The sequence below is a fragment of the Mucilaginibacter aureus genome (assembly GCF_053514885.1).
Genome location: NZ_CP170601.1, coordinates 1,974,496 through 1,995,629, shown reverse-complemented (window position 1 = coordinate 1,995,629; position 21,134 = coordinate 1,974,496). Strand labels below are relative to the sequence as shown.

General features: G+C 44.3%; 20 protein-coding genes and 1 tRNA gene. 13 read left to right on the top strand and 8 right to left on the bottom strand.

The annotated features are described in order from the left end of the window. Nucleotides 1-52 precede the first annotated feature (52 nt). The 5 genes from ACFGVR_RS08455 to ACFGVR_RS08435 all read left to right on the top strand — a co-directional run bounded on the left by ACFGVR_RS08455 (nt 53) and on the right by ACFGVR_RS08435 (nt 6,375). Nucleotides 53-2,434 carry a TonB-dependent receptor gene (locus ACFGVR_RS08455; RefSeq protein WP_448702370.1) on the top strand — a complete coding sequence of 794 codons (2,382 nt, stop codon included), beginning with the start codon at nt 53-55 and terminating at the stop codon, nt 2,432-2,434. 5 nt (nt 2,435-2,439) lie between these two features. Continuing rightward, nucleotides 2,440-3,027 (top strand): RNA polymerase sigma-70 factor, encoded by a 588-nt coding sequence (locus ACFGVR_RS08450; RefSeq protein WP_448702369.1) that lies wholly within the window; start codon nt 2,440-2,442, stop codon nt 3,025-3,027. Nucleotides 3,028-3,038: 11 nt separating this feature from the next. Beyond that, a complete protein-coding gene (locus ACFGVR_RS08445; RefSeq protein ID WP_448702367.1) occupies nt 3,039-4,001 on the top strand; it encodes a FecR domain-containing protein in 963 nt (320 codons plus the stop codon). A gap of 10 nt (nt 4,002-4,011) precedes the next feature. Continuing rightward, the gene (locus ACFGVR_RS08440; protein ID WP_448702365.1) at nt 4,012-5,742 is read left to right on the top strand and encodes an STN and carboxypeptidase regulatory-like domain-containing protein; all 1,731 of its coding nucleotides are present in this window, start codon (nt 4,012-4,014) and stop codon (nt 5,740-5,742) included. Between the two features lie 150 nt (nt 5,743-5,892). Then, nucleotides 5,893-6,375 carry a hypothetical protein gene (locus tag ACFGVR_RS08435; protein WP_448702364.1) on the top strand — a complete coding sequence of 161 codons (483 nt, stop codon included), beginning with the start codon at nt 5,893-5,895 and terminating at the stop codon, nt 6,373-6,375. Between the two features lie 14 nt (nt 6,376-6,389). On the opposite strand, the gene ACFGVR_RS08430 is transcribed toward ACFGVR_RS08435, so the two are convergent. Beyond that, complete coding sequence (locus tag ACFGVR_RS08430) at nt 6,390-6,971, bottom strand: TMEM175 family protein (protein ID WP_448702362.1); 582 nt, start codon at nt 6,969-6,971, stop codon at nt 6,390-6,392. A gap of 561 nt (nt 6,972-7,532) precedes the next feature. Here ACFGVR_RS08430 and ACFGVR_RS08425 point away from each other — a divergent pair. The 3 genes from ACFGVR_RS08425 to ACFGVR_RS08415 are packed head-to-tail and all read left to right on the top strand — an operon-like array spanning nt 7,533 to nt 9,011. Then, on the top strand, nt 7,533-8,069 hold the full coding sequence (locus ACFGVR_RS08425) for an RNA polymerase sigma factor (protein ID WP_448702361.1): 537 nt from the start codon (nt 7,533-7,535) through the stop codon (nt 8,067-8,069). A 7-nt stretch (nt 8,070-8,076) separates the two neighbouring features. After that, the gene (locus ACFGVR_RS08420) at nt 8,077-8,322 is read left to right on the top strand and encodes a hypothetical protein (protein WP_448702360.1); all 246 of its coding nucleotides are present in this window, start codon (nt 8,077-8,079) and stop codon (nt 8,320-8,322) included. A 2-nt stretch (nt 8,323-8,324) separates the two neighbouring features. Beyond that, on the top strand, nt 8,325-9,011 hold the full coding sequence (locus ACFGVR_RS08415) for an ATP-dependent Clp protease proteolytic subunit (protein WP_448702359.1): 687 nt from the start codon (nt 8,325-8,327) through the stop codon (nt 9,009-9,011). Between the two features lie 198 nt (nt 9,012-9,209). On the opposite strand, the gene ACFGVR_RS08410 is transcribed toward ACFGVR_RS08415, so the two are convergent. From ACFGVR_RS08410 to ACFGVR_RS08395, 4 genes are all read right to left on the bottom strand, one after another. Next, nucleotides 9,210-10,130: an alpha/beta hydrolase gene (locus ACFGVR_RS08410; protein WP_448702358.1), complete on the bottom strand. Its 921-nt coding sequence runs from the start codon at nt 10,128-10,130 to the stop codon at nt 9,210-9,212. A 141-nt stretch (nt 10,131-10,271) separates the two neighbouring features. Beyond that, nucleotides 10,272-10,883, bottom strand: coding sequence for a DUF4304 domain-containing protein (locus ACFGVR_RS08405; RefSeq protein ID WP_448702357.1), 612 nt, complete (start codon nt 10,881-10,883; stop codon nt 10,272-10,274). Between the two features lie 109 nt (nt 10,884-10,992). Further along, a protein-coding gene (prfB, locus tag ACFGVR_RS08400) for a peptide chain release factor 2 (RefSeq protein ID WP_448702356.1) occupies nt 10,993-12,082 on the bottom strand; the annotation gives its coding sequence in 2 pieces (ribosomal slippage) (nt 10,993-12,021 and nt 12,023-12,082; 1,089 coding nt in all). 62 nt (nt 12,083-12,144) lie between these two features. Then, complete coding sequence (locus ACFGVR_RS08395; RefSeq protein ID WP_448702355.1) at nt 12,145-12,720, bottom strand: DUF6702 family protein; 576 nt, start codon at nt 12,718-12,720, stop codon at nt 12,145-12,147. 24 nt (nt 12,721-12,744) lie between these two features. Here ACFGVR_RS08395 and ACFGVR_RS08390 point away from each other — a divergent pair, with 24 nt between their 5' ends. From ACFGVR_RS08390 to ACFGVR_RS08380, 3 genes are all read left to right on the top strand, one after another. Then, entirely contained in the window at nt 12,745-13,338 is a 594-nt protein-coding gene (locus ACFGVR_RS08390; protein ID WP_448702354.1) for a HupE/UreJ family protein, read from the top strand. Between the two features lie 29 nt (nt 13,339-13,367). Then, nucleotides 13,368-15,731 carry a M1 family metallopeptidase gene (locus ACFGVR_RS08385; protein WP_448702353.1) on the top strand — a complete coding sequence of 788 codons (2,364 nt, stop codon included), beginning with the start codon at nt 13,368-13,370 and terminating at the stop codon, nt 15,729-15,731. 129 nt (nt 15,732-15,860) lie between these two features. Further along, on the top strand, nt 15,861-16,268 hold the full coding sequence (locus ACFGVR_RS08380) for a response regulator (RefSeq protein ID WP_448702352.1): 408 nt from the start codon (nt 15,861-15,863) through the stop codon (nt 16,266-16,268). Here ACFGVR_RS08380 and recO read toward each other — a convergent pair. Together recO and ACFGVR_RS08370 are read right to left on the bottom strand one after the other, a co-directional pair. Next, entirely contained in the window at nt 16,260-16,985 is a 726-nt protein-coding gene (gene recO / locus ACFGVR_RS08375) for a DNA repair protein RecO (protein ID WP_448702351.1), read from the bottom strand. The genes ACFGVR_RS08380 and recO overlap by 9 nt on opposite strands. Before the next feature lie 76 nt (nt 16,986-17,061). After that, complete coding sequence (locus ACFGVR_RS08370) at nt 17,062-17,418, bottom strand: diacylglycerol kinase family protein (RefSeq protein ID WP_448702350.1); 357 nt, start codon at nt 17,416-17,418, stop codon at nt 17,062-17,064. A gap of 104 nt (nt 17,419-17,522) precedes the next feature. Between ACFGVR_RS08370 and ACFGVR_RS08365 the strand changes: the two genes are divergently transcribed. After that, nucleotides 17,523-19,862, top strand: a complete 2,340-nt coding sequence (locus ACFGVR_RS08365; RefSeq protein WP_448702349.1) for an efflux RND transporter permease subunit — start codon at nt 17,523-17,525, stop codon at nt 19,860-19,862. Between the two features lie 531 nt (nt 19,863-20,393). On the opposite strand, the gene ACFGVR_RS08360 is transcribed toward ACFGVR_RS08365, so the two are convergent. Beyond that, nucleotides 20,394-20,505, bottom strand: a tRNA-Asp gene (locus ACFGVR_RS08360). A 151-nt stretch (nt 20,506-20,656) separates the two neighbouring features. Here ACFGVR_RS08360 and ACFGVR_RS08355 point away from each other — a divergent pair. Further along, nucleotides 20,657-21,133 carry an Lrp/AsnC ligand binding domain-containing protein gene (locus ACFGVR_RS08355; protein WP_448702348.1) on the top strand — a complete coding sequence of 159 codons (477 nt, stop codon included), beginning with the start codon at nt 20,657-20,659 and terminating at the stop codon, nt 21,131-21,133. Nucleotide 21,134: the final 1 nt, after the last annotated feature.

Below are 21,134 nucleotides of genomic sequence, written 5' to 3'. Positions count from 1 at the left end.
TGCCACGTAAGGGTAAATCGTTTCAGGCGTGTTTCAGTGGAAATTTTATCACATGAAACAGCTTTTATACTTTACACTGGCGCTTGTACTAATGCAGTATACAGCAAGCCAGGCACAAACTAAAGGTTTACCGCCTGTTGCCTTTACACAAACTATTAAGGGAACCATCACAGATAAATCATCCGGATTAGCACTTCCCGGGGTAACGGTACAGCTAACATCGGTTGATCCTGCAAAAGCAACCGCAACTGATGCAAATGGCATTTTTAAAATAACCAAAGTACCTGTTGGCAGGCATATCCTCGAAATAAAGTATACCGGCTATCAGACCGTTGTATTATCAGAGGTTTTGGTGACCACCGGGAAAGAATCTGAAATAAATGTTGAACTCGAAACCCAAAACCAGCAATTAAACGAAGTATCGGTTAACGCTGCCGCGGATAAGCGCCCTTTAAACTCCATGGCAATGGCCAGCGCCCGGTCGTTCTCGCCCGAAGAAACCAACCGTTATGCAGGCGGGTTTTTCGACCCTGCACGGATGGCGCAAAGCTTTGCCGGTGTAGTAGCAGGAGGCGATAATAATGAGATCGTGGTGCGGGGTAATTCACCTAAAAGCCTCGAATGGCGGCTGGAAGGTATAGAGATCATTAACCCCAACCACTTTAGTAATGAGGGTTCATCGGGCGGTAATATCAGCATGATCAACTCGACCGTTTTAAGCACTTCCGACTTTTACACCGGCGCGCTGCCTGCCGAGTATAACGATGCTATCTCAGGTGTTTTTGATCTCAAATTCAGAAAAGGAAATACAGACAAAAGGGAGTACTCATTCAGCATTGGCGTGTTGGGTGCCGGTGCAACAATGGAGGGCCCGTTTAAAAAAGGAGGGGCAGCTTCGTACCTGGTGAGCTATCGTTATTCATCTCTCGGGCTGCTACAGCAGGCAGGGCTTTTAGGTGGTGTTAGCGGTATACCGAAATATCAGGATCTGTCATTCAATTTTGTGTTCCCCACTCAGTCAGCCGGAACATTTTCGCTGTTCGGCATCGGCGGGCTTAGCAACCTCAACGAGTCGGCCAAGCGCGATTTTACCAAATGGAAGGAACGCGATGATGCGTCGGACTATACCGGTAATTATGGTGCCGGAAGCATAGGTCTTAAACATATATACAGTGTAAGCAGCAACTTGTATTTCAACAATATCATATCGTACAACAAAGACCGGAGCAGCGGCACAATTGATACCCTGAGCCATACTTACCAGGTTAGCCGTACCGGGCAGCGCCATTTTGATAACAGCTCCATCCGCTACGCAGGTACCATGAATTACCGGGCCGGCAGCATGGATAATATCCGCGCGGGGTTAAATGCAGGCTTTTTAAGCTATAACCTGTACGCCCTTGAATACAAAAAGGATACCCAAAACCTGCAGGAACTGATCAACCAAACCGGGCATGCCCAAACCTATGATGCTTATATTGAAGATAAGCACGACTTTAAAAATGGCTTAACCTTAAATGCTGGCCTGCATACCAATTACTTTAATTTGAGCAATAGCTGGACGCTGGAACCAAGAGCTGGATTAAATTACCAGTTACCAGCAGGGCAAATGCTGTCGCTGGCGATTGGCTCATACAGCCGCCTGGAATCGTTGTCTTATTACTTTGCTGAAACTTCTAATTCATCAGCGGTAAGCAGCAGCACGCTCAAACCAACACGATCGGAACAGGTGGTGCTGGGTTATGAAAAATTGTTTTCGGGCCGGCTGAAGTTTAAAACGGAGGTTTATTACCAGCATTTGTATGATGTGCCGGTTTCATCCGATGCGGCCAATAATTTTTCACTGCTCAACGTACTGGACAATGGCGATATCCGGTCGGCAGATTACACTTCGCTGGTTAACAAGGGAACAGGCAGAAATTACGGGATAGAACTTTCGCTTGAAAAATCGCTGAGCAAGGGCTATTATTTCATTGTTACAAGTTCCGTTTTCGACTCTAAGTTTACAGCACTAAGCGGGCAGATGTTTAATACTGCCTTTAACAGCCGGTTTGTAGCCAACGTGGTTGCAGGCAGGGAATGGGCGGTGAGCAGGGATAAGAAAAACCTGTTCGGGCTAAACGGAAAGATCATTTACGCCGGCGGCCGTAAATACTCGCCGGTTAACCTTGCCGAATCGGTACGTTTGGATGAGCAGGTAATATACCAGTCGCAAACCAATACATTAACTGCCGATCCTTATATTCGTGTTGATTTTTCGGCCAGCTATCGTATCAATGGTAAAAGGGTGTCGCATTACCTGTTACTGGATATTCAAAACCTGCTGAACCGGGTAAATAATATTGGCTTATTCTATAACCCAAGTAAACATATCATAGAGAAAAACACCTGGCTCGGTATTATACCTTCGCTAACTTACCGCATTGAATTTTAACGACCATGCCAACCCTCGACCTGAATAACGAACAGATCATTCCGTTGCTTCTATCGGGAGATGAAGCAATTTTTGAGCAGGTTTATAAATATTACCTGCGGCCGCTGCACGTTTACGCCATATCCATGCTTAAAGATGAGGATATAGCCAAAGGCATGGTGCAAAATGTATTTTTAAAGTTATGGGAAAGACGTGAGCGCCTGTCATTCAGCGGGTCGGTGCAGGCTTACCTGTATGGCGCGGTTTACAACGAATGCCTAAATAATTTGAGACACCAAAAAGTAAAGATTAACCACCAGTTACATGTAGTTAATACAATGAAAGATAATGATGCAGCAGGTAACGGTATGGAATTACTTGACCTGAAAGAGAAATTACAAGAGGCACTGAACGAACTGCCCGAAAAATGCCGAACAGTTTTCCAGATGAGCAGGTTTGAAGAATTGAAATACCACGAAATTGCCGACAGGCTCAGTATCTCGATAAAAACAGTAGAGGCACAAATGGGCAAAGCGCTCAAAATTTTAAGACTTAAACTGGTTGATTACCTGCCGCTACTGATCTGGTTGCTCAGCAAACTCAATAAATTTTAACAATGGAAAAGATGGACGAATTATTAGCTAAATATTTATTGGGCGAAGCCAGCAAAGAAGAGATACAGGCTATTGAAGCATGGGTAAAAGCAAGCAGCGACAATCAAAAGCATTTTAACCACTTTAAGCTCATCTGGGAAACCAGCAAACTGTTAAAAATTGAGAGCAAGCTTGATCCGGACGAATTATGGGCAGAGTTTAAACAGATGACCCAAAACACCGGTAACAAAGCTACCCGCCGTTCAATGTTTTTTGAAAGGCGCTGGATGCAGATAGCTGCCATAGCACTGGTGTTATGCATTGCAGGTGGGGTGCTCTACACCGCGCTAAAGCCATCAAAGGTAAATATGCTTACCCTGCAATCTGCCGGCCAGGTACGTACAGGTACACTGCCCGATGGTTCGGTGATCACGCTGAACAAGTATTCAAGTATTGTTTATCCGGATAAGTTTACCGGCAATACCCGTGAGATCAAACTGGCCCGGGGCGAAGCGTTTTTCAATATCGAACACGATAAAACCAAACCTTTTTTGATCCATGTAAATGATGCCATAGTGCAGGTGTTGGGTACTTCTTTCAATATCAAAACCGGAAATGGAAAGGCAGAAGTAATTGTAGAAACAGGCATAGTACAGGTGATCAGGAACAAGGTAGCCATCAGGTTACAGCCTGCCGAAAAGGTTGATATTGACTACCAATCAGGCGGTATGAAAAAGGGGCAAAGCACCGATCAACTTTACAATTATTATCGTACAAAAAAATTAGTTGCCAATAAAACCCCGCTTTGGCGCGTGGTAGAAGTGCTGAACGAGGTTTACAAAGCAAATATTGTGATAGCCGATAAAAAGCTGGCAGGCCGCACGCTCACCACCACCTTTGATATCAGTAACCCCCTCGACCGCAACCTGCAGATCATCAGTGAAACATTTAATGTTAAAATAGTCCGCAAAGCGGGCCGCATCATCATTCAATAGTAACCTTATCATGAACTTTTTTAAACCTTTCACCTACTATATACTTTTAGTAACCGCTTTGTGTTTTTCAGTAAAAAATGCCGATGCACAAAATAATCTCAACCGCAATATTTCTATCAATGTTAAACAACTCAAACTGGCCGACCTGCTTACCGAAATAGGCAAAAAAGGCAATTTTTATTTTTCGTACAGCAGTGAGATGTTGCGTACCGATAGCCTGGTTACCTTATCGGCAGAAAATCAAACCGTGCGCCAACTGCTTGATCGTTTGTTTGGCAACAATGTTGATTATAAAGAGGCGCCGGGATATATTATCCTTCGCCCGGCACCCAACCGCCTGGTTTTGGTGCCGGATAGTACCGACGAACCGGAAAATACATTTTTCATCAGCGGTTATATTTTAGATAATGTAACCGGGAAGAAACTGCCGGATGCCAGCGTTTTTGAAAAACATTTACTGGTATCCACCTTAACCGATCAGAATGGGTTTTTCAAGATCAGGCTCAAAACGGCCGGGGCAATTACCCTTACGGTGAGTAAAGAGTATTACAGGGATACTACTGTAAGCTTTTTAAATAAGGTTACAGTATACGTCAACCCGCATCAGTATGTTTATAGCCCGGGCATGGCAACCAATAAAACCGAACGGAACTGGCTGGGCAGGTTGTTTATCTCTTCCCGGTTACGCATCCAGTCACTCAATATCGGTGGCTTTATAGCCGATGTACCGGTGCAGGCATCCATATTACCCGGTGTGGGCAGCCACGGATTATTAAGCGGGCAGATCGTCAACAATTTTTCCTTCAACGTGCTTGGCGGCTACAATGCCGGTGTAAATGGCTTTGAACTTGGCGGATTGTGTAACCTCAATAAACAAGATGTAAAATATGTACAGGTTGCCGGTTTGTTTAACGTAGTAGGCGGCAACCTTACAGGGGTGCAAGTGGGCGGCCTAAGCAATGTTGTATATAAAAATGTAGATGGCGTACAGGTTGCCGGCCTTTTTAACAAGAATGATCAGGATGCCCGCGGGGTGCTAATAGCAGGCCTGGCCAATATAACCGCTAAAACATCTGCCGGCTTCCAGTTAGCAGGCCTGGTTAACAAAGCTGATACCTTTAAGGGAGCGCATATAGCGGGCCTTGGCAATATTACCACTAAAGCCGCCAACGGGTTTGAGCTCGCCGGACTGGTTAACAAAGCCAGATCATTGAATGGTGTGCATATGGCTTTGGTAAACATAGCCGATACCCTGAATGGCTGCGCCATCGACCTGCTCAGCATTTCGCATAATGGTTACCACCAACTGGTTTTATATACCGATGAAAACCTGACGGCTAACCTGGCGATCAAAACCGGGAATGCCAAATTTTACACCAAAATTAACGGCGGTATTAACTTTACGGATACGGCCAGGTATTATGCTTACGGAATTACCTTTGGTCACGATTTTAACCTTTGGAAAGGAGCTTTATTATCTACCGAATTGAGCTCGCAATTACTTAGTTCGCCAAAATGGAATAACTCGCACCAACTGTACCGCATCAATGCATTGGTAAATATTCCGGTAGCGCCAAAAATTGCCGTGTTTTTTGGCCCGTCGCTAAACCTGTACGACCAGGAGAACAATAACACCAAAGATGAGGAAACGGCAGTTACCAAAAATAAGCTCGCGCTAACAGGTATCGGCCCGCGCTTTAAGGGATGGATAGGCTGGAGCGTTGGTGTTAATTTCTTTTAGGGATATCATCATGTTTAAAATGCAGCCATAACGCCATAGTCAAACAAACTCCCCCTCCATGTAAATATCCCTGAGTAGTTGGCCAATTATCAATAGGTTATGGTGTAAAATATGGTTTTAATTTGTTGTTATTAACCTATTATCATCATCATGAACAAGTACCATTTTGCCCTTGTGGGCATCTTGCTTTGCGGCATGTTATGCGCTTTTGCACCTAAAAAAGATCCCGCCAAAAGCGAAAAAATATTTATGAGCCATGCCGATGAGGCCCTATCGGCTATTGAGCAGGGAGCCATCAAACTCAATATTAAAGGTGTGGCCATTGTGGTATTTGTTCCGGGCGATAGTGTGCGATCATGGACATCAAAAATGAAGGTGGTTGGGCAACTCAAAAAAGGTAGTTCAAACCTGCTGGGAGTAGCCAACACCAAGGCTTCCGAAATGGCCGATACCTATCAGGACAGCGGCAGTGGTGTACGCCCGCCTTTACGGGGCGAATACGGCTACAAAGGCGGTGTCATCCGCAAGGTAAGTTCAGGATATATCATGGCCGTGTTTTCAGGCGGCAGTCCCGATCAGGATAAAGAAGCAGCAACGGCCGGCGTCGAATTGTTAGCCAAATATTTTAATTAGCACGTTAAGCCAGGTTAGTTCTCTTTAACTAACCGGCTTTCTATCCGTTTATCGGGTATAAACCAGATGCAGGCTACAACCACGTACAGGCCGAAACTTACCCAGGGGCTAAAAAAGGCCACTGCGATAGCTGTAGCGTATATTCCTATAGATACGTTCCCTTTCAGATCACTGCCCACAGCCTTAGCCAGCACCGAATGTTCGCCATGGTGTTTGATGAGCTGCACCATTAAAATACCGTAAGCTATCGCATTCATAATCAGTACAAAGCCATAGGTAATAATGGGCCATTGGGTAAAATGGCTGTCGCCCATCCAGTTGGTTACAAACGGGATCAGCGAAAGCCAGAACAACAAATGCATATTGGCCCACATAATTGCCCCGTTTACTGATTTTACCGCCTGGAAGGTATGATGATGATTGTTCCAGTAAATTCCAATATACACAAAGCTTAGCACGTAACTGATAATGGTGGGGATAAGCGGCAGCAGGTCGTGCAAGTTATCGCCGTGAGGCACCTTCAGTTCAAGCACCATAATAGTAATAATAATAGCGATCACACCATCACTAAATGTTTCAACGCGTCCTTTATGCATAGTTGTGCTAAGATAGCTAATATTTAAATTGCATCAGGTAACGTATTCAATGCGATCAGAACGTAACTTTCTTCATAGCGATGGGTTTGAAACCCATCGCTATACCGTAAAAAACATGGGTATTTATCGGTGTTTTAAATAACTTTTGCTTCCGGCTTCCTGCCTCTGGCTGCCAGCTCCAAACACATAGGTATTTTTCGGTATTTTTTATGGCTTTTTACGCTTTTCTTCATTTCTAAGCTAAAAAGCCACATTTCCCGTTTTTTATACCCATCAAACACATAGGTATGGCATCGGTATACCTATGTCGCATTTTGCTTTTATCAAAGAACAAAATAAAGCAGCTTTTATGCTGCTCATCCTATAAATATACGCATTTTCGGGCAATTTTGAAAGCCATACAATAACCCGGACACATAATTTTATAAGCAAATGTGCCGGGCTTTCATCCTGGTTCCCGACTCTTGTTTCTTGCTTCTATTCCCCCTTCTTCAAAAAATATTTACCAACTTCGGGTGATATTTGGTTGTTAACTTACACAGGTATTTAAACGCATAACCAATGGCAGAGCAAGTTTCATTAAAATCGGTTGCCGATCGTGAAGAATTCTTCATCGGCCTGTACAAAAAAGCCTTCCCGGCTGTTGCACGGCACATAGCCCGTATGGGCGGTACGCTCGAGGAAGCCCAGGATATTTTTCAGGATACTTTGGTAATTTATTACGAAAAAGTACAGGCACAGCAGGCCAACATCCGCGTAAGCGAAAAAGCTTACCTGCTGGGCATAGCCAAACACCTGTGGAACCAGGCGTACAGGATCAACAGCAAAAACCAGCCTTTAAACGATGCCGATTTTGAGGCTGTAACCGATGAACAACCGGCAGGCAATAAGCTGCTGCACTACCTCGAAACCGCCGGGCAAAAATGTATGGAGCTGCTCAAAGCTTACTATTACGACCATTTGCCTGTTGGCGATATAGCCACACTGTTTGGTTATAACGGCGAACGGTCGGCCACGGTAGCCAAATACAAATGTTTGGAAAAGGTAAGGGAAAACGTAAAACAAAACTCACTGAGCTATGCGGACTTCATTGAATAATATCAAGATGATCGAAGATCACCTTTTTGGTCGCACCGCGCCCGGGGATGCCTTATTGTTTGAAGCCAACAGCATACTCAACAGCAGCTTACGCGATGACGTGCGGCATCAGCAAAAAACTTACGCGGTGATCACGCAGTACAGCCGCAAAAAGCTTAGGGTCGAGATCGCTGCCGCGCAGCAAAAATTACAAACCCAACCGCAGCACCAGGGCTTTATGCAACGCATTATCAGCCTGTTTAAAAAGCACTAATCATGAATATCAACGCTAACGAATTTAGAAAATATGCTGTTAAGCACCACCGCATCGGCAGCCAGCATGTAGACAGCTATATTGGCCGAACTGCCAGCATCCCAACCGCCATGACACCCTATATCACCGAAGAACGCCAGCTCAACGTAGCGCAAATGGATGTCTTTTCGCGACTGATGATGGACCGCATTATATTTTTAGGCGAGCCCGTTGGCGACAGGATGGCCAACATCATCCAGGCGCAATTGCTGTTCCTGCAATCTGTCGACCCTAAAAAGGATATCCAGTTATATATCAATTCGCCAGGCGGCGATGTGTACTCGGGTATGGGTATTTACGATACCATGCAATTGATTACGCCTGATGTGGGTACCATTTGCATAGGCATGGCCTGCTCCATGAGCGCCATTTTGCTTTGCGCCGGTAAAAAAGGAAAACGCGCCGCCTTACAGCACTCCCGCATCATGATCCACCAGCCATCTGGGGGCGTGCAAGGTGTTTCAGCCGATATCGAGATTACCGCACAGCAAATACTCAAAATACGCGGCGACCTGTACAAGATCATCGCCAAACACACCGGTCAAACCTACGATTGGGTACACAAGGCATCCGAGCGTGACTACTGGATGACCGCCGCCGAAGCGAAAGGTCATGGCATGGTGGATGAGATTTTGGGGGATGTGGATTGATTTCGGAATTCGGATGTTCGATTTCGGATTTTACTTACCCCTCTAAAACCATCGTGTCATTTCGAGCGAGCGATAGCGACGAGAAATCTTCTGCTGTATACTTGTCTGCTCCAAGCCGGTCTACAGTATACCTGTCTACTCCATACTTCTGCAGCAGAAGATTTCTCAGCCTTTCAGGCATTCGAAATGACAATTTTTTTATTGTTTGGTTCCCAACAGCCCATTCGCATCCAGCCAATTGGTGGCACTGTTAAACCATTGATCTTTAGTGGTTTTATTATTCAAACCAAAGCCATGCCCGCCATTGGGGTAGATCAGCATTTCGGCTTTAACGTTGTTTTTAAGCAGGGCCTCATAAAACATCAGGCTGTTCTGTACGGGTACGGTCTTATCATCCTGGGCTTGCACCAGCATGGTAATAGGGGTATTGGCGGTAACCTGTTTCTCGTTCGAGTACAGATCCACCATGGCCTGCGGTGCATCTTTACCGATCAGGTTCTCACGCGATCCTTTGTGCGCCAGGTCGCCGAAGGTGATCACCGGGTACATCAGTATCATAAAATCAGGCCGCAGGCTGATGTTGTTCGGGTTATCGATCACCGCTTTATCAAAATGCGTACCGGCTGTAGAGGCCAGGTGCCCACCCGCCGAAAAACCGATGATGCCAACTTTAGCCGGGTTAATGCCCCACTCCGCAGCACGCTGACGAACCAGTTGTATAGCACGTTGTGCATCCTGCAGCGGGCCAATGGTTTTGTCAACCATGATCTGATCGCTGGGTAAGCGGTAGGTCAGCACAAAAGCCGTAACACCTATCTCCGCGAATTTCTTAGCCACCGAAGAGCCTTCACCCTCCATCGATAAACGCGCGTATCCACCACCCGGACAAATTACAATTGCCGTACCGTTAGCTTTTCCCTTCTCGGGGAAATAAGGCGTAATGGTCGGATCGGTAACCATGCTTGCCCGGTTGTTCTCCAGCTTAAAAGCATAAGTAGCCGGCGCTGGTTTTGAATTAGGCACACCGTTAGGGTAAAGTTTTATAGGTGTTTCTTGCGCGAAAAGACGGGATGAAAATAAGACCACTAATACTATAGTAAGGGTTTTTCGTGTAAACATGACAACAATAATTGGTTGCCTTAAAATTAATGCTTTTATTGCAAAGTCATAATTTGTACAGGGATTGTTACTTATTCCCAATAAAAAAGCCTGGAATATATCCACCGGCTATATAATATCTGCTTTGGCGTGATAACCAAATCATACTTTAAGCTTATACTTATTACAATATTCTAAAACAGTGTCGTTGTTTACATATCCTTTATTTATCAACCGCACAAGTTCCTCTTGCGCTCTTTTAACCAGTCCCAGCTCACCAAGTATCATTAGCTTTGCTACCGTTGAATGGCTATTTGTCCTTTCATTCCCAAATTCAGCTATGATATCTTCAGTGCTGTTTATACGATTAAAATATGGCAGAATAACATTTACTAAATTATGATATTGTATTTGTTTCAGAACGTCAACATCTGTATCATCGCCAATATCATACCATGTATCTTTTGTATTCAACAAATTTCCTATCCTGCGTCTTATAACGCATTCCGGCTCATTAGGATAATCAGGTAATATCTTGCCGGGATAGGTATAATATGCATCCCAATATTGAGGAGAAAACAAGCCGGTGTTAATTGTGAAATTAATATGTTCTTTAGAATAAAAGCTACTTTTTTGAAGATTAATAATTTTGCCAAAACCGTTGCAACCCAAATAGAAGTTATTTCCTTTCTTTTTGAATCCAAGTGGCTTTAAAGTATTCTGAAAAACATCCTTTACTAAAGTTTGGAACTTAGTCTCTGCTAAAGTTTTCATCAATTATTGCAATATAAAACATCGAGGTTCAATTAAAAACCTTCTGAAGCTATAGCATAAACAGTCCGAAATCAAACCAAATCCGAAATCGAACATCCGATATCCGAAATCAATTCGTTCCCCCAAACTCCATTAAAAACGCTTTTAAAAACTCATCCAGGTCGCCATCCAGCACGCCCTGCGCGTTCGATGTTTCGTGGCCCGTCCTTACGTCTTTAACCATTTTGTAAGGGTGCAGTACGTAGTTACGTATCTGGCTGCCCCATTCAATTTTCTTTTTGTTGCCCTCTATCTCGTTGGTGATCTCCATGCGTTTGCGCATTTCGGCCTCGTATAATTGCGATTTCAGTAAGCGTATGGCATTCTCCTTGTTCTGTAACTGCGAGCGCGACTCCTGGTTCTTGATAATGATACCCGATGGCTTGTGGTATAAACGTACCGCGGTTTCCACCTTGTTCACATTCTGACCGCCCGCACCACCAGAACGGAAGGTTTCAAACTCAATATCAGCCGGGTTAACGTCTATTTCAATGGTATCGTCAACCAATGGGTACACATATACCGACGCGAACGAGGTATGCCTTTTGGCATTGGCATCAAACGGTGATATCCGCACCAGGCGGTGCACACCGTTTTCGCCTTTAAGGTAGCCGTAGCTAAACTCGCCGTCAATTTGTAACGTTACGCTTTTTACCCCGGCCACATCCCCTTCCTGAAAATCCTGTTCGGTAACTTTGTAGCCGCTTTTTTGCGCCCACATAATATACATGCGCATCAGCATACCGGCCCAGTCGCAGCTTTCGGTACCACCGGCACCTGCGGTAATCTGCAGTACGGCGCTCAGCTGGTCCTCGGGCGAGCTCAGCATATTTTTAAACTCCAGGTCCTCGGCAATTTTAAGCGCCTGGTTGTACTGTTCGTCCAATTCTTCAGCCGTGGCATCGCCCGCCTGGTAAAACTCAAACATTACGTCGGTATCCTCTACAACCGTTTCCAGTTTAGCGTACGCGTCGGTCCATTGTTTTTTGTTTTTCATTGATGCCAGTACTTTTTCGGCATCCTTGGGCCTGTCCCAAAAATCGGGACTGGTAGTTATGGCCTCTTCTGTGTGTAATTCGTCAAGCTTCTTGTCGATGTCAAAGATGCCTCCTCAGAGAAGCAGTTCTATCTCTCAAGTCTTGTAATTGTTCTTTAGTCATGCGGCAAAAATAGGTAAAATATAGGAGGGTTTTAAATGTTGGAAGGTTGAAATGTTGGAAGGTTAATACTGCAAACTCACTTTCCTTTCCGGGTAATCGATCTTGGTGCTCTGGCGTTTTCCGTTTACAGTGATATGCACAATATTCGATTGATCGTTGTACAGGTTATACAGCAGGCTTACATCCACATCTATATTTTTTAAAGCGCTAATGTTATCACTCGATTCGTAATAAACATTCACGATCTCTTTTACCTTTTCAAAACCTAAATAAGTCATCGGCGCAAGCCTGCCATTGGTTTTAATTTGCAAATGTGCGGCAATATATTTTTTTACCGGTTCTTCCATGGCCGTGTGCATGGTCGGTAAGCTCAGGTCTGTCTTACCACCGTATTGTTTGGCTAAAGCCGATTCAAAATCGTCGGTAAAAATACTGCAGATCACCTCAAGCTTCTGGCTTTTAGGGTTCAGGTTAATATCTACCGTGCTTACATGCAGCGGGTGCGGTGCTTTGGTAACCGTTTTAGCGGGCATCAAACAAGCCACAAACAGGTAACAATATAATAGATGATGCTGCAATAAACTGTACATAGCGCCTGCGGGTTTTAATAATGCAAAAAAAGGGTTTAATTTTAACATTTAAAAAGTTAAACAAACTGACCCTTGCTTTCTCAATCCGTTCCTGATTTTCTGTTCTATTTTAAGATCGGCTGGCACCACATTATCAGTGCAGATGCATTGGATCACCAGCTTTTTATTTTGGCCCTGGCAGCCATTTATACCTTTCGGGATACCAGGCAGGTATTGATCCTCGTTACCGCGTTCACCATCGGGCATTCATTAACCTTAATTTTAAGTGTGCTGGATATTATCCGCTTCTCAAGCAAATGGGTCGAATTTTTAATTCCCTGCACTATTTTTCTCACTGCGCTTAATAATCTGCGTTTAGCGGGTTTAAAGCCACAAAATATCCGGATAAACTATTATCTTGCGCTAAGTTTCGGACTGATACATGGCATGGGCTTTGCCAATTCCATCCGTATCATGCTGGCGCACGATCAAACCATTGGCTGGGGTTTGTTTGGCTTTAACTGCGGTTTAGAAACCGGGCAAATTGCCGTGGTTTCAATAATATTAGCACTAACCGCCGCTGCTTTAAGCATTTTTAAGATCAAACGTAGAGACTGGATATTCTTTTTATCATCCGCTGCCTTCGCGCTTTCATTAAAAATGGCGTTCGAACGATTACCTTTTTAAAAACTGACCTCTTTATATTAACAAGTAACATGAAAAAGTTATTTACTTCATTATTCATTACCCTAACAACAGTCGGCATCACTACCGCGCAGGATATCCAGAACAACCCCGGCAGTAACCACGGCAACAAATTTGAACAACTGGGCAGCATTTTAAGCACACCCAACGAGCAACGCACCGCCAGCGGCGCGCCCGGTGTTAAATACTGGCAGCAACGCGCCGATTACGACATTAAAGCCAGCTTAGACGAAAAGAACCTTAAACTCACCGGCAGCGAAACCGTAACTTACTTTAACAATTCGCCCGATCCGCTTACCTACATCTGGCTGCAGCTTGATGAAAATCAGCACAGCAATATTGATAATGCAAACTACCAAAGCAGCACCACCATGCCCAAAGGCGGCGCACCGGCTATTACCGACGATAGCGATAATGGTTATGGCGATAAGATCAGCAAACTAACCGATGCTCTGGGCAAACCGTTAAGCTATACCATCAACAAAACCATGATGCGGATTGATCTGCCCTACACCTTAAAGCCCGGCCAGCAATTTGTATTTAAACTAAACTGGAGCTATAAAATAAGCAACCGCTTAACCATTGGCGGCCGCGGCGGTTATGAGTACTTTGCCGAAGATGGCAATTACCTCTTCACCATGACGCAGTGGTACCCCCGCCTTTGTGTGTACAGCGATTTCCAGGGATGGCAAAACCACCAGTTTACCGGCCGCGGCGAGTTTGCTTTGGCCTTTGGTAACTTTAAGGTGCAGCTAACCGTTCCGGCCGATCACGTGGTTGGCGGTACCGGCGAGTGTATTAATTACGCTGCGGTATTAAGTGCAGCACGCTTGGCGCGTTATAACAAAGCAAAAACATCAGCAGTACCGGTCGAGATAGTCACCCTGGCCGATGCCAAAGCCGCCGAGCCTATAAAAAGCGAAGCCAAAAAAACCTGGGTATTTACGGCCACCAACGTGCGCGATTTTGCCTGGACATCATCGCGTAAGTTTATATGGGATGGCATGAACGTAAACGTCGACGGCAAAAACGTAATGTGTATGAGCTTTTATGGTAAAGAAGCTTATAACCTGTGGAGCAAGTTTTCAACTAAAGCGGTTGCACACACGGTTAAAACGTATTCGCATTTTACATTTACTTACCCTTACCCGGTAGCGCAAAGCGTGGAGGCGTCAAACGGTATGGAGTACCCCATGATCTGCTTTAATAATGGCCGTACCGAAAAAGACGGCACTTACAGCGAAAGCACCAAGAACGCCATGCTGGGCGTAATTATCCACGAAGTTGGGCACAACTTTTTCCCGATGATCGTTAACAGCGATGAGCGCCAGTGGACCTGGATGGACGAGGGCCTGAACTCGTTTGTTGAATACCTCACCGAAGAATTGTGGGACAATAAATTCCCCACCAAACGCGGCGCGGCATACAACATTGTTGATTACATGAAATTGCCCAAAAATGAGCTGGAGCCCATCATGACCAATTCTGAAAACATTGTTCGTTTTGGGCCCAATGCTTACAGCAAACCATCAACAGCTTTAAACATTTTGCGCGAAACCATTATGGGCCGCAAGCTGTTTGATTATGCTTTTAAAGAATATGCCAAACGCTGGGCGTTTAAACACCCCACCCCTGCCGACTTTTTCCGCACTATGGAAGATGCCAGCGGCGAGGATCTGGATTGGTTTTGGCGCGGGTGGTTTTACAGTACCGATGCCTGCGATATTTCTTTAGATTCGGTAAAAGTATCGCGCCCCGACTTTAGCAACTCAATGGCCGAACACAAAGGCCCGCCTGTTACACCAACCTATTTAAAACCATTGCTACCCGCATTTGATGACATCAGCAAAGTACGTAACCGTGCCGACGCTAACATCAAATTTTATACTGACCGTGATACTTCAACGCAAGACTTTTATTGGAAATATGCCCGCGGTATTGTTAAAATAGATACGGTGAACTTTAAACCCGTTCCGCGCAAAACAGCACCTGTAGAAGATTTTACTGCCGAAGAAAAAGCAAAATATGCCGGTAAATATTTTTACGAATTATCCTTTAGCAATAAAGGTGGTTTGGTAATGCCCATCATCGTTGAGTTTACTTTTGCCGACGGCACCAAAACCATCGACCGGATACCGGCACAGATATGGCGGCTCAACGAGAACAAAGCAACCAAGTTTTACGTACAAAGCAAAGAAGTAACAGCAATAAAATTAGACCCGATGCGCGAAACCGCAGACATTGACGAAACAAACAATTACTGGGGCAAAGTACCGCCCCCATCAAAATTTGAAATGTTTAAACAGCGCGCGGCGGCGGCTCGCGGGCAGTCAACCGGCACCAACCCAATGGAGGTAGCGGCCGGTCAAAAATAAATTTTAAAAAAACCGCTGTTACAATAAACATTGTGGCAGCGGTTTTGTTTAACTACAATTAAGCTAATAATTTATTATTTTCACTACAAGGCAATTTGCTTTTTTATACAAAACCTATAAACTTTGTAATTGTCCAATAATATCAAACCTTATTCTATTAAAGTGATGGCCGATAACTCCTCTAAAAGTATTATCATATTTGATGATGACGATGACATCTTGTCTATTTGTACCTATATTTTAGAGGAGCAGGGCTGGAAAGTGCATACCTTTGGCGATTGTAACGAGATCATCGATAAGGTTGCGGCTATTAATCCGGATGTGATATTGATGGATAACTGGATACCCGATGTTGGCGGTATTACCGCTACCCGTACGCTCAAAAGCTCTGATGTGTTAAAACATATCCCCGTTATTTACTTTTCGGCTAATAATGATATCCAGATCCTGGCCAGCCATGCCGGTGCCGATAGTTTTTTAGCCAAGCCTTTCGATATTGATGAACTGGAAAAGGTGATCAATAGCGTATTAGCCTAATACTTCTTCCAAAATTTCGTGCGAGTATACGTTGCCAAAGTTTTCGATGTGCAGCGCATAATATTCCAGCAGCTTCGCTATCAGGTAACGCCGCTCATCGTTACTCAACTTCAGTTCGGGCAAGTTTTCGAACGAATACTGCAGCAACCGGTTAAAGTTATGTGTATGCGGCGGCGACAGGTACAGCACATGATCGGGTTTGTACCGTTTAAAAACACCTTCCTTCATATCAAAAAAATCAGCGTCGACATTCAGATTTATTTCGGGATAAAACCCCAGGTATCGCGTAAGCTTTAATAAAAACAACAGGTGAAAATTTGAGATGCCGGTATCCTGGTGCTCCAGCCATTCTATCCCATGAAAAATGTACCTGAACAGATTTTCGTCGGTGGCCTGGTGTTTTACGGCTTTGTATAAAACCTCGTTCAAAAACATCACGATAGAAGTTTTAACCACATCGTAAGGGATACTTTGCAGTATCGGGTCGTTCTTTAATTCGGCAATACGCTGTATACTTCCGTTTGCTTTATGATAAACCACCATATCCAGCAAATGCAATGGTTGCAGCATATTCCGGCTGATCTTAGCCTTTGGCTTTTTCACCCCGTTCACCATGTACGATTGCAAACCGAACTTTTCGGTAAAAACCTGCACTACCACACTGCTTTCGCCATAGTTGGTGGTTTTAAAAACAATTCCGCGGGTTTTGTGCAGCATAATATTTTTTTCTGATTCTCTCGCAAAGCCGCAAAGCCCGCAAGGTTTTTTCCTGGCGCCTTACCGCCTTAGCGTGCTATAATATTGCGATAAGCTTTGGTAAAAAAATAATACAACCCACTATTACCGCAAAAATAGCTGTAATGGTTACGGCTGCTGCCGATACATCTTTAATATGCCCGGCCTTTTCGTTCCAGTCCGGCGAAATCAGGTCGGTTAATATTTCGATCGCGGTATTAAGCAGTTCGGCAGTTAATACAACGGCAATGGTTGATATTACCCAAAGCCATTCGTTTGCCGACAGATGTAGGTACCAACTTAACAATAAAGCAAAAAACGCGATCACTAAATGGATGCGAAAGTTAAGCTGCGTTTTTGAAGCATAGCTAAACCCTTGTGCGGCGTACTTAAAACTGGCCAATAATTTTTTCATCCTGATGTGTCGCCAATATTACCATTTTGTCACAATATCGTTCATAAAATCGGGCTTTAAAGCAAATTTCGTAGTTTTACCGCCTCTTACCGAATATTATGTAAATGATCTGGAAAAAACTTGCCAACCTGATTCTCAAAAATCGTTTAATAATTCTGTTTTCGGTATTAGTTTTCTGCTCGTTTATGGGCTTCGAGGCAAGCAAAGTGCGCCTTACCTACAATGCCGGTAAAATATTGCCTGTAACCGATTCGGCTTACATCCGTTACACCCAGTTCCGCAAAATGTTTGGCGAAGATGCCACAGCGATGGTGATAGGAGTAAAAACGCCCAACCTGTTTCAAAAAGATTTTTTTAACGACTGGTACAAATTAGGCAACAGCCTAAAAAAAATAAAAGGTATAAGCGCGGTAATTTCTGTTGCTCATATCTACAAACTGCAAAAGGATACTACTGCTCACACCTTTGTTTTAAAACCTTTAGTGGCTGCCCCTTTAACATCAACACAAGCGGCCGACAGTGTTAAGCAACAAATATATGCGCAGCCATTTTATAATCAGCTGATATTAAGCCGCGACCGGCAATCAACCCTGATGGCGGTATCTTTCGACCCTAAAGTGGTTAATACCCCTGCCCGCAGCAAAATACTGGATACCATTTTGCAGCAGGCCAATCAATTTGGCACAGCGCATCATATCACCATGCGCTATTCGGGGCAGCCGTATATCCGCACCATTATCAGCGATCTTGTTTCGCACGAATTCAGTTTGTTTTTGGGTTTATCGCTGGGGATAACGGCGCTGATCCTGCTTATCTTTTTCCGTTCGTTTTACCCGGTTATCTTCCCGGTTATTGTGGTGGTTTTGGGTGTTATCTGCAGCCTGGGCTTGCTGGTGCTTAACCATTATAATATTACACTCCTTACGGGGATCATACCGCCGCTTATCGTCATCATCGGTATACCTAACAGTATATTTTTACTCAATAAATACTACCGCGAGTATGGCCTTACCGGCGATAAAATGCGATCGCTGTATACCGTGATCGAAAAAGTAGGTATTACTACTTTTATTGCCAACGTAACTACTGCCATAGGTTTCGGGGTATTGTGCTTTACCAACAGCCAGATACTAACCGAGTTTGGCCTGGTGGCCTCCATCAGCATTATGCTCACCTTTGCGCTTACCCTGATATTGATACCCATCATCTTTAGCTACCTGCCTGCGCCGGGCAAATCGCAAAGCGGTATTAAGGATCGCCCGTTTATGCAGCAATTGTTAATTAAGATTGACCATATAGTACACCACAACCGTAAAGTAATTTATGCGGGTACCGTCATTATTTTAATAGTTGGTGGTTATGGCTTATCGCGGATCAAGGTGAACAGCTACCTGATCGACGACCTGCCCAAAAGCAGTACCACCTTAACCGATCTGCATTTCTTCGAGTCGAACTTTAAAGGCGTATTGCCTTTGGATGTCACCATTGATACCAAACACAAAAACGGGGTAATGAATCTGGGTGTGATCAATAAGATCAATCGTTTGGAAAACCTTATTTCATCCTACCAGGCTTTTAGCCGCTCCATTTCGCTTACACAAGCGTTAAAATATTCAACCCAGGCTTTTTATGGCGGCGACAGTAGTTTTTACCGCCTGCCCAACAGCATGGAGCAAAACTTTATATTAAGCTACGCGGCTAATTCGGGTAAAAAAACCGATATGCTGCACAATTACCTCGACAGTAACAAACAGATAACGCGCGTTAGTTTCCAGATGGCGGATATTGGCTCGGCTAAACTGAATAAGCTGTTTGATGAACTGCAGCCACGCATCGACTCGATATTTAACCCGAAGAAATTCCATGTTGAGCTAACCGGCAGCAGTGTGATATTTGTTAAAGGCGCTAACTATATGGTGAAAAACCTGTATCAAAGTTTGGCGCTGGCCATATTTCTGATCGCTATGGTGATGCTGATCCTGTTCCGCGGACTAAAAATGGTGCTGATATCCATTCTGCCTAACCTCATACCCTTAGTGATTACCGCCGGCCTGATGGGCTTTTTAGGTATCCCGTTAAAGCCATCTACCATTTTGATCTTCAGTATCGCGATGGGCATCTCGTCCGACCAGACCATATACTTTTTAACCCGCTACCGGCAGGAGCTGAGCCTGGGCACCAAAACCATCTCGCAAATTGTATCCGACACCATCCGCGAAACAGGTATCAGCATGATCTATATCGCTACTATCCTTTTCTTTGGTTTTGGCATTTTTGCAGCATCAACCTTTGGTGGAACGGTTGTACTGGGTATTTTGCTATCGTTCACCCTACTTACGGCAATGATCTGTAACCTTACTTTGTTGCCTGCCTTCCTCATCAGTTTTGAAAAAAGCATCAAAGGCAAAAAGCCAATAGTTGATGCAGAAGCACAGGATTTGTAAATAGTAGCAGTTCTTAGTGGCAGTTGCAGTCAGCAATAGTACGTACCGAAAGTTTGCGTTAGGGATAGAAGTGGATACCGGCCTTGTGTGTAATGCCTGCAGGCGTATGAACGAATAGCCCGGCCGCAGGCAACGCCCAAATAAGCTCACGCAAAGCCGCTAAGGCGCAAGAAACTTATCTAAATAACTTGGCGCCTCCGTGCCTTTGCGTGAAATACACCGTTATTTAAGCTTAGCAACGTACCTATCGCTCGCAGAAGATTTCTCGTCGCTATGCTCGCTCGAAATGACAATGATTAAAAAAGGCTTAAAAACAGTAAAGCCTCCTGATGGGCAGGAGGCTTTTACTAACCAATTATAAACCTAAATTATGAGAAGAGCTGTAGGAGAAGGGGTCGAACCTTCACAGAGTGGTTATTCTTATTGCTAAGAGTTTCCCAAGATCTCCGCCACCGCGACAAGGAGGTGTGTCTGCCAAATTTCACCATCCTACAGTATTGTAGTTTTAATTCCGTTTCTCAACCGGAATAGCTGTTGGGGAAGGAGTCGAACCTTCACAGAGTGGTTAGCCCGCTTCGGGTTTCCCATGATCTCCGCCACCGCGACAAGGAGGTGTGTCTGCCAAAAATTTCACCACCCAACAATTTATTTATAAGAACAGGATTAGCTTTTAGGTTTTTTGCTTAATACAAATTTAACAGGCTTGAACATTCCTTGCAAATATTTTAACAAAATATTTGTATTTTTATACAATTTTTAATTAAACTTGTATTTAGATAAACATTTAAGAATTTATGTCGCACAAAAAAGCCCAGAATTTAGAAATTGATAATTTGGACATCCAAATTTTATCGATATTGATGAAGAATGCTACCACTCCATACACGGAGATAGCTAAAGATCTGATCGTTTCTGGCGGAACTATCCACGTTCGTATGAAAAAGCTCGAAGAGATGGGGGTGATAAAAGGCGCCAACCTTGAGGTTGATCCGCAAAAGCTGGGGTATGACATCTGTGCTTTTTTGGGTATCTATCTGGAGAAGGGTTCGCAATACAACGAAGCGGTTAAACAATTAAAAAACATTAAAGAGATTGTTGAACTGCACTATACAACCGGCAGCTGGAGCATTTTCGCTAAAATTGTTTGCCACGATACCAACCACCTGCGCGAAGTATTGAACGAGCATATACAAAGCGTAAAGGGCATACAACGCACCGAAACCTTTATTTCGCTGGAAGAAAGCATTAAACGTCAGATCACGCTTGACTAAA

Bases quoted from the DNA above. Each gene is read 5' to 3' on its own strand.
- ACFGVR_RS08410 (WP_448702358.1), bottom strand. From the start codon at position 10,130: ATGTTTACACGAAAAACCCTTACTATAGTATTAGTGGTCTTATTTTCA.
- ACFGVR_RS08425 (WP_448702361.1), top strand. From the start codon at position 7,533: ATGGCAGAGCAAGTTTCATTAAAATCGGTTGCCGATCGTGAAGAATTC.
- ACFGVR_RS08420 (WP_448702360.1), top strand. From the start codon at position 8,077: ATGATCGAAGATCACCTTTTTGGTCGCACCGCGCCCGGGGATGCCTTA.
- ACFGVR_RS08430 (WP_448702362.1), bottom strand. From the start codon at position 6,971: ATGCATAAAGGACGCGTTGAAACATTTAGTGATGGTGTGATCGCTATT.
- ACFGVR_RS08395 (WP_448702355.1), bottom strand. From the start codon at position 12,720: ATGTTAAAATTAAACCCTTTTTTTGCATTATTAAAACCCGCAGGCGCT.
- ACFGVR_RS08435 (WP_448702364.1), top strand. From the start codon at position 5,893: ATGAACAAGTACCATTTTGCCCTTGTGGGCATCTTGCTTTGCGGCATG.
- ACFGVR_RS08455 (WP_448702370.1), top strand. From the start codon at position 53: ATGAAACAGCTTTTATACTTTACACTGGCGCTTGTACTAATGCAGTAT.
- ACFGVR_RS08385 (WP_448702353.1), top strand. From the start codon at position 13,368: ATGAAAAAGTTATTTACTTCATTATTCATTACCCTAACAACAGTCGGC.
- ACFGVR_RS08365 (WP_448702349.1), top strand. From the start codon at position 17,523: ATGATCTGGAAAAAACTTGCCAACCTGATTCTCAAAAATCGTTTAATA.
- ACFGVR_RS08405 (WP_448702357.1), bottom strand. From the start codon at position 10,883: ATGAAAACTTTAGCAGAGACTAAGTTCCAAACTTTAGTAAAGGATGTT.
- ACFGVR_RS08445 (WP_448702367.1), top strand. From the start codon at position 3,039: ATGGACGAATTATTAGCTAAATATTTATTGGGCGAAGCCAGCAAAGAA.
- ACFGVR_RS08355 (WP_448702348.1), top strand. From the start codon at position 20,657: ATGTCGCACAAAAAAGCCCAGAATTTAGAAATTGATAATTTGGACATC.
- recO (WP_448702351.1), bottom strand. From the start codon at position 16,985: ATGCTGCACAAAACCCGCGGAATTGTTTTTAAAACCACCAACTATGGC.
- ACFGVR_RS08450 (WP_448702369.1), top strand. From the start codon at position 2,440: ATGCCAACCCTCGACCTGAATAACGAACAGATCATTCCGTTGCTTCTA.
- ACFGVR_RS08440 (WP_448702365.1), top strand. From the start codon at position 4,012: ATGAACTTTTTTAAACCTTTCACCTACTATATACTTTTAGTAACCGCT.
- ACFGVR_RS08415 (WP_448702359.1), top strand. From the start codon at position 8,325: ATGAATATCAACGCTAACGAATTTAGAAAATATGCTGTTAAGCACCAC.
- ACFGVR_RS08370 (WP_448702350.1), bottom strand. From the start codon at position 17,418: ATGAAAAAATTATTGGCCAGTTTTAAGTACGCCGCACAAGGGTTTAGC.